The organism is Arenimonas aestuarii, assembly GCF_054781715.1.
The window spans coordinates 335,428-348,656 of the sequence record NZ_BAAGTW010000006.1 but is presented as its reverse complement, the minus strand read 5'-3'; the positions used below and the strand labels follow the sequence as shown (position 1 = coordinate 348,656).

At 70.2% G+C, this 13,229-nt stretch carries 8 protein-coding genes; 3 read left to right on the top strand and 5 right to left on the bottom strand.

Features of this window, described 5'->3' with window-relative positions; translation table 11 throughout:
* Positions 1-90 precede the first annotated feature (90 nt).
* Entirely contained in the window at positions 91-549 is a 459-nt protein-coding gene (locus ACYVJH_RS11135; protein WP_460454716.1) for a hemerythrin domain-containing protein, read from the top strand.
* A 3-nt stretch (positions 550-552) separates the two neighbouring features.
* Here the strand turns inward: ACYVJH_RS11135 and ACYVJH_RS11130 are convergent, their stop codons facing one another.
* Positions 553-1,158: a 3'-5' exonuclease gene (locus ACYVJH_RS11130; protein WP_460454715.1), complete on the bottom strand. Its 606-nt coding sequence runs from the start codon at positions 1,156-1,158 to the stop codon at positions 553-555.
* A gap of 3 nt (positions 1,159-1,161) precedes the next feature.
* The gene (locus ACYVJH_RS11125) at positions 1,162-2,988 is read right to left on the bottom strand and encodes a DUF294 nucleotidyltransferase-like domain-containing protein (RefSeq protein ID WP_460454714.1); all 1,827 of its coding nucleotides are present in this window, start codon (positions 2,986-2,988) and stop codon (positions 1,162-1,164) included.
* A 124-nt stretch (positions 2,989-3,112) separates the two neighbouring features.
* On the opposite strand from ACYVJH_RS11125, the gene ACYVJH_RS11120 reads away from it, so the two are divergent.
* A complete protein-coding gene (locus ACYVJH_RS11120; RefSeq protein WP_460454713.1) occupies positions 3,113-6,562 on the top strand; it encodes a hybrid sensor histidine kinase/response regulator in 3,450 nt (1,149 codons plus the stop codon).
* A 98-nt stretch (positions 6,563-6,660) separates the two neighbouring features.
* Here ACYVJH_RS11120 and ACYVJH_RS11115 read toward each other — a convergent pair whose 3' ends face one another.
* The gene (locus tag ACYVJH_RS11115; protein ID WP_460454712.1) at positions 6,661-7,857 is read right to left on the bottom strand and encodes a S1 family peptidase; all 1,197 of its coding nucleotides are present in this window, start codon (positions 7,855-7,857) and stop codon (positions 6,661-6,663) included.
* 141 nt (positions 7,858-7,998) lie between these two features.
* The gene (locus tag ACYVJH_RS11110) at positions 7,999-8,625 is read right to left on the bottom strand and encodes a trimeric intracellular cation channel family protein (RefSeq protein ID WP_460454711.1); all 627 of its coding nucleotides are present in this window, start codon (positions 8,623-8,625) and stop codon (positions 7,999-8,001) included.
* A gap of 126 nt (positions 8,626-8,751) precedes the next feature.
* On the opposite strand from ACYVJH_RS11110, the gene ACYVJH_RS11105 reads away from it, so the two are divergent.
* Positions 8,752-13,080, top strand: a complete 4,329-nt coding sequence (locus ACYVJH_RS11105) for an FG-GAP-like repeat-containing protein (RefSeq protein WP_460454710.1) — start codon at positions 8,752-8,754, stop codon at positions 13,078-13,080.
* A gap of 16 nt (positions 13,081-13,096) precedes the next feature.
* On the opposite strand, the gene ACYVJH_RS11100 is transcribed toward ACYVJH_RS11105, so the two are convergent.
* On the bottom strand, positions 13,097-13,225 hold the full coding sequence (locus ACYVJH_RS11100) for a hypothetical protein (RefSeq protein ID WP_460454709.1): 129 nt from the start codon (positions 13,223-13,225) through the stop codon (positions 13,097-13,099).
* Between the last annotated feature and the right edge of the window lie 4 nt (positions 13,226-13,229).

Genomic DNA, 13,229 nt, shown 5'->3' with positions numbered 1-13,229 from the left:
CGGCGGGGGTGTCCACGGCCATTCAGCCGCGGCACCGCCCGGCCGCCTGGGCGGGGGCTAGACTCGGGGCAGGCCCACGGGAGCACGCCGATGAGCGAGTCCATCTACGACGCCCTGCGCGAGAGCCATGAAATCCAGCGTTCGCTGTGCCGCCGCCTGCTGCGCACCAGCGCCCGCGGGGACGACCGCCAGGCGATCTTCACGCAGCTGCGCATCGAGCTGGCCGCGCACGCCGCGTCCGAGGAACGTTACCTCTATGCCCCGCTGCTCATGCACGACGGCGGCCTCGACGCGTCCCGCCACGCCCTGCACGAACATCACGAGATCGACGAGCTGGTGGAAAAGCTCCAGGAGGGCGAGCCCTCAGACCGTGGCTGGATGAACACCGCCCGCGCCCTGTCGCACCAGGTGCACCACCACCTGCGCGAAGAGGAAAGGAAGTTTTTCCAGGTCTCGGGCAAGCTGCTCACCGGGGCGCAGAAGACCAGGCTCGCCGGCCAGTACCGCCGCGACATCAAACGCATGCGCAAGGTGCTGGCCGAGGCCTGATCCTCAGCCCGCGCGCTGCTGCAGCGCCAGCCAGCACAGCGCCACGGTGCTGGCGTCGCCCAGCGCGGTGTGCCGCGCGATGACCGGGATGCCCAGGGCGCCGGCAATGGCGTCGAGCGACAGGTCCACGTGCGCATGCGGGTCGGCCAGGCGCCGATGGTCCAGCCAGGCCTGGCCCAGCTCGGCGCGGCGGTTGGGCAGTGGGAAGCCCACCACCACGCGCATCGGGCCATCGAGCATGGCCAGGTCGAAGGCCAGGTGGTGGCCCAGCAGCGTTCGAGGGCCCAGCCAGCGCAGGAAATCCGGCAGGACCTGGCGCAGCTGCGGGGCATCGGCCACGTCGGCCGGCGTCAGCCGGTGGTGGCGGATCGATTCGATGTCGAAGGCGCGGCCCGGGTGCACCAGGGTTTCGAAACGCTCCGCCAGCCGCACCCGGCCTTCGCGTACCGGCACCGCCGCCAGGCTCAGGATGGCGTCGCCGCGCGGGTCCAGGCCGGTGGTTTCAAGGTCGAGGGATACCCATTCGTCTTTCGCCGGGGCGGCGAACAGTGGCGCCCACTCACTGCTCGCATTGCGGCGGCCCAGCCACCAGCGGCGCAGCGGGTTCACGGCCTAGCCGTCCAGGTGGAACACGTCGGCCACGTGTTCCTTGAAGGCGTTGACCACGCGCAGGGCGTCCCGCAGCAGTTCGCGGTCGAGCCGGCGCAGCGCGGCGACATCCACGCCGTTGCACGGCGGCCGGCCGGCATCGATGTCGGCCAGTTGCTGGCCCAGGCGCAGGCGCATCAGGACCGCCAGCGCCTGCGGCACGTCGCGACCCAGTTCCGGCGACAGGTCGCCGGCTCTCACCAGCGATGCGCAGCGGTCGAAGCTGTTGCGGTGGGCGATGCCGTGGCGCAGGGCCAGCACACGCAAGCCGTGCACCAGCGGGAAAACGCCGCCGCGCTTGAGGTCGGCGCGACCTTGCGTTTCGCGCACCTGGCCCAGCCAGGTCAGCGGGTTGCCCTTGCTCAGCGTCGCTTCGGCCAGGTACTTCAGGCCGATGGCGTCCTGCCCCAGCGCCTGCATGGCCGGACGCAGCGAATCGTAGAGCGCCGGGTTGCCGGCGACGGGCCGGGCGTCGAGCGTGATCGCCAGGTCCAGCGCGCTCTGGCCGTCGGCCACGCGCGCCCATTCGCCGATGCGCTCGCGCCAGGCGCTCTGGCTGAGCCGCCAGTGCGGGTTGTTCACCATCACCTTGCCCGGGCACGGCGGGTAACCGATGTGTTCGAGCGCTGCGGAAAACGCCTGCATCGCCTCGGGCAGTCCCGGCCAGTCGAAGCCGTCGGCCAGCACCAGGGCGTTGTCCTGGTCGGTCTTGAGGATCTGTTCGCGGCGGCCTTCGCTGCCCAGCACCAGCAGGCACAGGTGTTCGTGGAATTCCGACGGCACGCACAGCGCGAACACCCGGGCCAGGATGCGGCTGTTGAGCGCGCTGACCATTTCCATCAGGTAGCTCATCTTCGCGCCCTGGGCGTGAAGCTGGCGCACCAGGTCGGTCATGCCGCGGGCGGCGTCGGCGATCTCTTCCACGCTGGCGGCACGGGCCAGGCGCAGGCTGATCAGGTGCGAACTGCTGGCGTAGTGCGCCAGCACCTCGGCCAGGCCGAGGCTGCCGACGGGCTGGTCGTCGGCGTCGCGCACGATGACCCGTTCGACGTGGTGTTCGGTCATCGTCACCAGGGCCTGGAACAGCACTTCGTCCGCGCGCACCGACAGCAGCGGCCGGCTGGCCAGCGGGCCGACGGGGGCATCGCGGTCCAGGCCCTGCACGGCCAGGGCGTCGAGCAGGTCGGTGCGGGTGACGATGCCCGGCCCGTCTTCGCCGGCCGCCGGTTCAACCAGCAGGCAGTCCACGCGGTGTTCGCGCAGCGCGCTGGCCGCGGCGGCGATGCCCGTGTCCGGCGGCACCGCGTGCACGGGCGCGAGCTGGGCATCGGCGATCCGGGTGAGCATCAGCCGGCCCAGTTCGCTGGGCTGCTGCTGGTCGGCCAGCAGCTTCCGTTTCACCGACAGCGCCTCGTGGAAGTAGGCGGCGAAGCGCGGGTTGTCGGCCAGCAGCGCCTGGAAGGTGTCCGCGGGCACCAGGAAACACACCGTGTCCTGCACCGCCTCGTAACGATGCCGCGCCCGCCCGGCGATCACCGCGAAGGCGCCGAACAGGTCGCCCGGGCCATAGTCGGCGAAGCGCGTGCTGTCGGCGCCGCGGCCGTCGAAGGCCTGCACCTCGCCCTTGAGGATCACCTGCACGTGCTCGGACGGCTCGCCGGCCTCGATGATGCGGCTGCCGGCCGCGTGGTAGGCCAGGTCGACGGCGGCCGAGAGCCGCCGCTTCTGGCCGGCGTCGAGCAGGTCGAAGGGCGGGGAATCGAGGTCCAGTCCGGGCACGGGCGTGGCCATGGCGCCAGCCTGCCACGACCCGGGCGTGGCGTCAGCGTTGGCGTGCCTGCGACTTTGGTCGAAGTTGCCGGGCGGCGGCTGGCGCTACACTCGGCCGGTCCGCAGGTTCCCCCGGGGAGGGGCCGTGATTGCAGGCTGGATCCTGCTGCTGGTGTCGGTGGGCTACGTCGGGCTGCTGTTCGGCGTGGCCTGGCTGGGCGACCGCAAGCCGCTGTACCCACGCCGCAACTGGCTGCGGCCGATCATCTATTCGCTGGCGCTGGCGGTGTACTGCTCGTCGTGGACCTTCTACGGCGCGGTCGGCACGGCCGCGACCACCGGCCTGGGCTTCCTGCCGATCTACCTGGGGCCGATCCTGCTGCTGCTGTTCGGCTGGCGCATCCTTGAACGCCTGGTGCTGGTGGCGCGCGAGCAGAGCACGGTTTCCATCGCCGACTTCCTGGCCGCGCGCTACGGCCGCGCCCAGAACATCGCCGCCACCGTCACGCTGATCGCGGTGATCGCCGCCATTCCCTACATCGCCCTGCAGTTCAAGGCAGTGGCGATGAGCATCGACGTGCTCTCGGGGGCACCATCGGACGGCGCCGGCGGCGTGCTCACCGACCCTGCGCTGTACTCGGCCCTGCTGCTGGCGCTGTTCGCCATCCTGTTCGGCACCCGTGAGATCGACGCCACCGAACACCACCACGGCATGATCCTGGCCGTGGCGCTGGAATCGCTGGTGAAGCTGGTCGCGTTCGCCGCCGTCGGCGTGTTCGCGCTGGGGCACCTGCCAGGCAGCGAGGACCTGCTGTCGCGCTTCCAGTCGGCCACGCGCGATTTCGTCGCGCCGGGCATCCCGCAGGGTTTCATGGCGCAGACGCTGCTGGCCTTCGTGGCCATCGTCTGCCTGCCGCGCCAGTTCCATGTCGCGGTCGTCGAATGCGGCGAAGTCGCCGACGTGCGCCGGGCGCGCTGGCTGTTCAGTGGCTACCTGGTGGTGATCTGCATCTTCGTGCTGCCGATCACCTCGGCCGGCCAGGCGCTTTTCGCCGGGGCCGGCGTGGCGCCCGACACCTACGTGCTGGCGCTGCCGATGGCCTTCGACAACACGGCGCTGGCGCTGGCCGCGTACGTGGGCGGTTTTTCCGCCGCCACCGGCATGGTGATCGTGTCTTCGGTGGCGCTGGCGACGATGGTCAGCAACGACCTGGTGATGCCGCTGCTCTGGCGCGGCAGCCTCACCGACCCCAGCCAGCGCCAGCACCTGGGCCGGCGCGTGCTGTGGGTGCGGCGTTTCGCCATCGTGGCGATCGCGCTGCTGGCCTACGCCTACTACCGCGGCGCCGGTGAATCGGGCTCGCTGGCGGCCTTCGGCCTGCTGGCGTTCGCCGCCGTCGGCCAGTTCGCGCCGGCGCTGATCGGCGGCCTGTACTGGCGCGGCGCCAGCCGGCGTGGCGTGGTCGCCGGACTGGTCGCGGGCTTCGTGCTGTGGGGCTACACGCTGCTGCTGCCGACGCTGACCCGCGCCGGCTGGTTCGACACCGCGTGGCTGCAACTGGGCCCGCTGGGCATTGCCTGGCTGCAGCCCGAAAGCCTGTTCGGCCTGCGCGGCTGGGACCCGATCACCCACGGCACCTTCTGGTCGCTTCTGGTGAACGTGCTGGCGCTGCTGCTGGTGTCGGCGCGCTACCGCCCCAGCCTGGAAGAACGCATCCGCGCCACGCCCTTCCTGGACCCGTATGCCGCGCGTCCGCTGGCCTCGCCGGGAAGCTGGTCGGCCACGCTCAGCGCCGGCGACCTGCTGGCCCTGGCCACGCGCATCGTCGGTGAACGCGCCGCGCGCCGCGCCTTCGCCGAACACGCCGCCGCCCAGGGCCGCGAGCTCAGCGCCTCGGCGCCGGCCGACCGGCCGCTGATCCAGTTCACCGAACGGCTGCTGGCCGGCGCCATTGGCGCGGCCTCGGCGCGCCTGACCCTGACCACCGCGCTGCGCGGCTCGGGCATGGAGCTGGGAGAAGTGATGAGCCTGCTCGACGAGGCCAGCCATGAGCTGCGCTTCAACCGCGAGATCCTTTCGGCCACGCTCGAGAACCTGTCGCAGGCGGTCAGCGTGGTCGACCGCGACCTGCGCCTGGTGGCCTGGAACGGCCGCTACCAGCAGATGTTCGGTTACCCCGACGGCATGCTCTACGTGGGCCGGCCGGTGGTGGACCTGATCCGCTACAACGCCGAACGCGGCGAAATGGGCCCGGGCGACATCGAAGCGCAGGTGGACAAGCGCATCGGCCACCTGCGCGAAGGCACGCCATATGTGTTCGAACGCGTGCGCGCCAACGGCCAGGTGATCGAAATGCGCGGGCAGCCGCTGCCCGGCGGCGGCTACGTGACGACATACAGCGACATCACCGACTACAAGCGCGCCGAACAGGCCCTGCGCGAATCCAACGAAACGCTGGAACAGCGCGTCGAACAGCGTACCCGCGAGGCCGCCGCCGCCAACCTGTCCAAGACCCGCTTCCTGGCCGCGATCAGCCACGACGTCCTGCAGCCGATCAATGCCGCGCGCCTGTTCACCTCGGCGCTGCGCGATACCGACGAGGCCCTTGAACAGCGGCGCCTGGCCGAGCGTGTCGACGTCTCGCTGCGCGATGCCGAGGAACTGCTGGACGGACTGCTGGACATTTCGCGCCTGGATGCCGGTTCGCTGAAGCCGGAGCTGACGGTGTTCCGGCTCGACGAACTGGTCGCCAGCGTCGCGGCCCAGTACGCACCGCTGGCGGCCTCGCGTGGCCTGGGCTTTCGCGTGCACGCGGGCCCACTCTCGGTACGCAGCGACCGCCGTCTGCTGCGTCGGGCGCTGCAGAACTTCGTCGCGAACGCCCTGCGCTACACCAAGGACGGCCGGGTGATCATCGGCGCGCGCCGACGCCAGGGCGCGGTCGAGATCGAGGTCTGGGACAGCGGTCCCGGCATCCCGCCGCACCACCTGGCCCAAATCTTCGAGGAGTTCCGACGCTTCGACCAGCCATCGCCCTGGGGCGAACGTGGACTTGGCCTGGGCCTGAGCATCTGCCAGCGCGTGTCGCGCATGCTCGACCATCCGATTTCCGTGCGCTCCTGGCCCGGCCGCGGCAGCGTGTTCAGCATCCGCGTACCGCTGGCGGAAACCGCCGCGCCGGCCAAACCACCACGTGCCGCGGCGCCGGCGGGGGACCTGGGCGACCTGAAGGTGCTGTGCCTGGACAACGACCGCGAAATCCTCGACGGCATGGAGGCCCTGCTCGGCCGCTGGGGCGTGGACGTGCGCGTGGCCGAAACCGTGGCCGCCGCACTTGCCCTGGCCAGCGACTCACGCCCCGACGTCCTGGTGGCCGACTATCACCTGCATGACGAGCTCGACGGCCTGGGCGCCCTGGTCGCGCTGCGCGAGGTCTGTGGCCTGCATACGCCTGCCGTGCTGGTGACCGCCGACGGCAGCGACACCGTCAAACGCGCGGCGCGCGAGCTGGGCATCCCGGTGCTGACCAAACCGGTGAAGCCCGCGAGCCTGCGGGCATTCCTGGCGGCGCAGCAGCGGCGGGTCGGGGCCTGAGCGGGTTGCACTGAAAGGAAAACGGCGGGGGAATCCCCCCGCCGCTTCCTGGCGCCCCGGCGATGCAGGGCGTTCGTTTGTCGCAAACAGCCGGAAGCTTACTGGCTGGTCTTGAGCGTCAGGCCATAGGCCTGCAGCAGCGGATTGATCGGCTGGAAGTAGCTGGTGGCCAGCCGCGCCTGCTTGCCCTTGCAGCTGTAGTTGCCGCCCGACAGCACGCCCTGGGCCTGGCCCGGGGTGGTGATGAAGGAGCCGCCTGAGTCGCCGCCTTCGGCGCAGACCTTCACCTGGGTCAGGCCGTTCACCGACTCGCCCGGGTACTGCACGGTCACGTTCTTGGCCTCGATGGTGCCGCAGTGCAGGCCCGTGGTGCGGCCCGAACGGCAGACGGCGGCGCCGATCGGCGCTTCGGTGCTGCCGTACACGGGAATGTCGCCCTGGTTTTCACCGTCCACCACCGGCAGCAGGCTGTGGTTGTTGTCCACGCGCACCCAGGCGCGGTCGGTGTTGGGGAAGTTGGACGCGGCGAAGGCACCGATCTGGCTGACGGTGCGGCGGTTCACCGCCACGAAGGCGCGGTCGCCGGCGTTGCCGCAGTGGCCGGCGGTCGCGAAGCCCTGATCACCCTGGCGGGTGACGGCGAAGCCGACCGAGCAGTAGTAGTAGTTCGAACCGTCGTTGGACAGGTACTCGCTGCCGCCCTTGAGCGTAGCCAGCGGCCGCGGCGCGGAGGCCATGGTCTGGAAGCGGATGGTTTCGGCGTCGGCACCGCTGGAAGCCACGAAGTCGATGGCCGAGAACTGCGCGCCCGGCGCGACGTTCACGGTGACGGCGTTGCTGCGGACATCGACGAACCAGCCGTAGACACCCTTGGGCACCTTGGCGCCCCGCTCGGTCAGGGTGTCGAGCTCGGCCTTGGACTCGGCCAGCCGACCCAGGCTGTGGCGGACGTTTCGGAATTCGACATCGGCCATGCCGCGCTTGGGCGCGATGGACGTGGAGGCCACCACCATCTGGTAGTCGCCATTGGGCTTGCGCTCGAGCCAGCTGCCGGCGAAACGGCCATCGCCCGACGTCGCCAGCACGTCCTGCTGCGACGTGGCGAGGCGCTCGACCTTCAGGTACTGGGCCAGCTGGGGCGGCGACAGGCCGAGATCACGCTGCAGGGCTTCCCGCACCTTGGGCGCGACATCGCGATCAGCCGGCCCGGCGGCCGATACCGACATGGACAGCAGCAGGGCGAGGGGGGAAACCACGAACAGGCCACGCTTGGCCCAGGAACCGATCTTGCGCATCTGCAAACTCCTTTCGAAGGGAAGTTGAAGCGCAGGGCCTGCCGTGGGGGCGTCGGGACAGCAGGCGGGGCGGGCCCGGCCGGCCGATACTCGCATACATGCCCCGCCGCTGCCCCCCCTTGCATGGACAGCGGGGCGGGGTCAGGATTCGGGGTCGCGCCAGGTGGCGATGGGCAGGTTCCAGCCACGCCGGATCGCGAGGTAGCGCAGCACGAAACAGGCCAGCGCCGCGACCAGCGCGGTCGGCGCCGGCGGCAGACCCAGCCACGTACCGGTCGCGAGCAGCGTCGCACCCAGCAGCGCAGCGACCGCATAGAGTTCGCGCTGCAACACCGCCGGGATTTCGGTCACCAGCACGTCGCGCAGCATGCCGCCGCCTATGCCCGACAGCATGCCCAGCAGCACCGCGCCCACCGGGTCGATGCCGAAGGCCAGCGCCTTGCTGGTTCCGCTGACCGCGAACAGCGCCAGGCCGACGGCGTCGAACATCTGCACGGGGTTGCGCACGCGTTCGACATGTTCGTAGCCGAAGAAGGTCACCAGGCCCGCAGCCATCGCCGTGGCCAGGTAGCGCCAGTCACCGAAGGCCGCGGGCGGGTGGGCGCCGATGATCAGGTCGCGGGTGATGCCACCGGCCGTGGCCGCGGCAAAGGCCAGCGTCAGCACCCCGAACAGGTCAAGGCGCTTGCGCACGCCCAGGGTGGCGCCGCTGATGGCGAAGGCGAAGGTGCCGACCAGGTCCAGCGTGGACAGCAGCAGCGGGGTCATCCGAGAAATATTCTTGGTCGGTGCACAGTACACTCCTGGCCGGAAACCCGGATTCTATCCCCGGGCGGGGCAAAGACCCCGCCCTCCCGAACCCGGCGGTCGACACCCACTGGCAACCCGACGTCCATGAATCGTTCGATCGCCCTGTTCCTCGGCATAGCGCTGGTGCTGGCGCTGCCTTACCCCGCTGCCGCGCAGGTCAGGTTCGTCACCGGCGACCTGCTTGCCCACGAGGAAACCGAGGCGATCGCCGCCGGCGACTTCGACGGCGACGGCCGGCGCGACCTCGCGATACTCGACTACCAGCACCGCGTGACCCTGCAGCTGCAGACGTCCGACGGTGCCTTCACGGCGACGACCCTGGCGCCTGCCGGCTTCGAGCCCTGGGCCGATGGGCGCACGCCGCTCTTCGCTGCGGGTGATTTCAACGAAGACGGCCGCGACGACCTGGTGTTCGCCGGCGACGGTGGCTGGCGGATGCTGCTCTCGCAGCCGGGCGGCGCCTGGGTCGTCCGGAGCCCACCACCGAACCGGCACCAGGGCGTCGCAACGCCGCTGGTCTCCGACATCGACCGGGATGGCCACCTGGACCTGGTGCAGGCGCAACAGATCGAATCCTACCCCGGCTCCGGCCACCTGATCGGCTCCGCCCTGCACCTGTATTTTGGTGACGGAACCGGTGCGCTGGCGCCCCGGGGCGTGATCGATGCCGGTCGCGACAATTTCCGTGGCGTGCTGGCCGGCCACTTCAACGCGGACCCCTTCGTCGACATCGCCACCGCCGAGGGCGGGGCCTACCAGGGCAACGCCATCAATCTCGTCGTGCGCTATGGCTTCGGCGGCAGCGCCTTCTCGGCCCCGGTGCGTTTCGCGGACCACGCCAGCGGCCTCGCCGCGGGCGATTTCAACGGCGACGGCCGTACCGACCTAGTGACCGGCGGCTTGCCGGGCCTGGACGATGTGCGCCTGAAGCAGTACCAGCAACTTCCGGGTGGCACCTTGGCTGCGCCCCGTTCGCTACCCATGGTCGGATCACTGCGTGCACTGCATCGGCTCGATGCCGATGGTGATGGCCGCGACGACCTGGTGGCATTCACGGACATGGTGCCCGCGGGGAGCTTCCCGAGCTGGCTGCTGTCGTTCCAGCAGCGCGATGGGCAACTGCAGATGCCTGAGCAGGTGACCATCGGCGGGTACAGCTCGATCCTCCCGCCCGACGGGCGCTCGCTGGCGGTCGGTGATTTCGACGGGGATGGCTTCGAAGACGTCGCGGAGGCCGTTTTCGACGGCATCCGGCTCCACCTGGCCCGGCCGCACGTGCCCAGCGGCAACGGCACGCCGCCGCTGGCGCCGACCATCACCGGCGTCGAAAGTGAGGAAGGCTCCCGAACGGCGACGCTGACCGTGGCGCGGCCGGGTGGCGACGGTGGCTCGCCGATCCTCGGCTATCGGGTGATTACCACGCCCGCGGGGCCGTACCTGCCCCCCGTCACGGCGCCTCCGGGCACCGGGACGTTCACGGTTCAAATGAATGACCTGCCCGAAGGCACCACCTACCAGGTGCAGGTCCAGGCCTTCAACGCCGCCGGCGACGGCGCACCCTCGCCGGCGGTGCCGGTCACCGCGATTCCGTTGCGCACGCTGCGCATCGAGGAATACGTCGAGCTGCCTGAAGGGGACGACGGCCCGGTCGTGCACAACGTTCCCGCGCGGCTGACCTGGCCGGCCGGACCGGGCGGTGTCCGGTTCGATGTGCAGTCGATGACCACGTCGGCTGGCGGCGCGGAACCTGGCGTGCATTTCGAGGAAGTATCGCTGCAGGGCGTCTTCATTCCCGAAGGCCAGAGCGAAGCGCTCATCCCGGTGACGATCATAGGCAACCGCATACCGGACACGAACCGGCAGTTCACCCTGCGGGTGGACAACGTCACCGGGGCCGGTGGAAGTGGCCTGATTTCCTGGGTGCGGATACGGACCGAAGAATTCGCGCCAGGGCCGCCGATGCTCTACGGTCTTTTCGGCGAGGTCGTTGAGGGCAATGCAGGCCAGAAGCTTGTGCCCTTCCGGTTCGCCTTCGACAGGCCGCTGGAGGGTCCCGTCGTCGTCGGCGTGAGTACCGACGAACGCCCCGAGATGAACTTCCTGGCGCTCCCGCCCGCCGATTACGACGCCAGCCCCATTCCGAATTTCACGGTACCGGCGGGGGCGACCGGGGCGACGATCCACATCCCGGTCAATGGCGACACGATCGAGGAGCCCGACGAATTCATCGCCATCCTCTTCTTCGTTGTCTCGGGTCCGGCCACGATCGCGCCCAATGGAGGGAACTACGCGATCAACATCGTCTGGGATGACGACCGGACGCATCCACCGCTCGCCGCACGCGCCGAGCGCATCATCCTGTCGCAGAACCGCGCCGTTCAATTCAGCGTGCTGACCAACGACGTCTTCACCGAATACCGCACCGGTCTGCCTCAGACCGCGTTCACCGGGCCGGACGTCGGCGAACTGCATTTCATCCAGAACGACTTCAACGTCGTCGCGGACGAAGAGCTCATCTTCCGCCCCGTGCCCGGGTTCCTGGGCGTGCATCGCCAGCCCTACTGGCTTTGCGAGAGGCCCTTCTACAGCCGGCGCTGCGCGGAATCTGAAATCGAGCTGGTCGTGCGGCCGATTCCGGAACCGGCGGTCACCCTGGAAGTGCCCGGCGCGGCAGGCCACAGGGATATCGAAATCGATGGCCTCCAGGCGATGCCCGGCGTGCAATTCGAGGCTAGCGCGCTCGTGCGTCCGTTCCGGCACGACATCGTCCTCGATGGTGATACGGACCCCAACTCGCCCTGGGACGACACCGCGGGGACCGATGTGTCGGCCCATGTGCTTCCCGTTCCCGACGACGGTCGGCCACGTTCCTGGCGGGTGCTGGTGGATGCCAGCACGCAGGGCGCAGGGGACGTCGACCTGTACCTGGGCGTGGACACCGACAGCGACGGTAGGGCCGACTTCGCCGAGCTCGCCTGCACGGCCGCGATGGTGCCCTCTGGCGAAAGCTGTGAACTGGAGATCGAGCAGCCGGGCAACGCGGCGGTCTCGTACTGGGTGATGCTGCACAACCGCGGCACGGGGTCGCTGCCGGCGCGCGCCGAAATCGCAGCGGTCCGCCTGGACGCCACCAACGACGGCAGCCTGGTCGCCACCGGTCCGGGGCAGCTGCGCGAGGGCGAACACTTTGCCCTGCGGTTGGCCTGGAACGACGCCAGCCTCCTGCCGGGCGAACGCCGTGTCGGCTACCTGCGCGTGCGGTCGACCGGCGACGATCCCGGTGGCCTGGTGCCGGTGCGCGTGACCCGAGCGTCCACGCCCGGGCCCGACGCACCCATTGCACTGGCCAATGCGCGGCCCCGCACGCTGGCGCTTCCGGCGGCCAGCGCGCACCGGCGTGTCCTGGTGGACGTGCCCGAAGGCGCATCAACGCTGGCAGTGCAAACCCGAAGCACGGACCCGGTGGACCTGTACCTGGTGCCGGCCGGACCTGGTTCGTCGCCGCGCATCGTGGACGCTCCCCCGGTCACGGCGGCGGTCGCTGCCTCGGTTCGCGCGGGCGGCGACGAAGACGCGGTGGTGTACGCACCCGCGCCGGGACGCTGGTACGCGGTGGTGGACAACACGGGCAATGCGCCGGCATCGGTAGAGATCACCGCCACCATCACGGCGGCAGCTCCCATCGTGCGGTCGGGCAGCTACTTCAACCCCGCGCGTGGCGGCCACGGCCTGGTGCTGTACCCGGCTGCCGACCAGTGGGCAGGCCTCTGGTACACCTACTTCCAGGACGGCACGCCGACCTGGCTGTACCTGCAGGCGCCGGCGCCGGGCGCCGACGGCCTGTGGACCGCGCCGCTCTACCGGACGGCCTGGAACGGCAGCGCGCAGCACGTCGTGCAGGTCGGCGAAGCCACCGTGACACCCACCGGACCGGACGCCTTCCGCTTCACCTGGACACTGGACGGCGAGACCGGTTCTGAGCCGCTGGTTTCGCTGGGGCGCGGCTGCCCGAGCCTCGCCGGCGCGCCGCTGGATGCCAGTTCGCACTGGTTCGACCCGGCACGCGCCGGCACGGGCTACAGCGTTCAGCTCTGGCCCGACTACGAAATGCATCTTGCCTTCGTCTATGACGCACAGGGCAAGCCCCGTTTCCTGATCGCCGAGGGCCCCGGGTTCGGCGGCGCCGACCGGGTGCTGGACCTCGAGCAGTTGCAGGGTTTCTGCCCGCTCTGCGACCGGGCGGGGGCACCGGCACGTCGCACGGTGGGCACCTTCTCGCGCCTGTTCGGCAACGAAATGATGCGGGTGGACATCGACGGCCTTTATGTCCCGGCCCTGCCGGGCTGGTGGAGCGCCGTGGATGCGGCGCGCCCTCTCGGTGGCCCCGGGACCACGCAAGGCTGTTTGCCCTGACGCAGCCCGCAGGGGTTCACAGGGTGCGAGTCACCTTCGCTCCCAGCCCGGCCAGCACCCGGGCGGCGATGCCGCCGAACACCACGAAGGCGGCGAAGGACGTCCATGGCGAGGCCGCGATGGCCGGCACGCCCAGCCACGTCATCGCT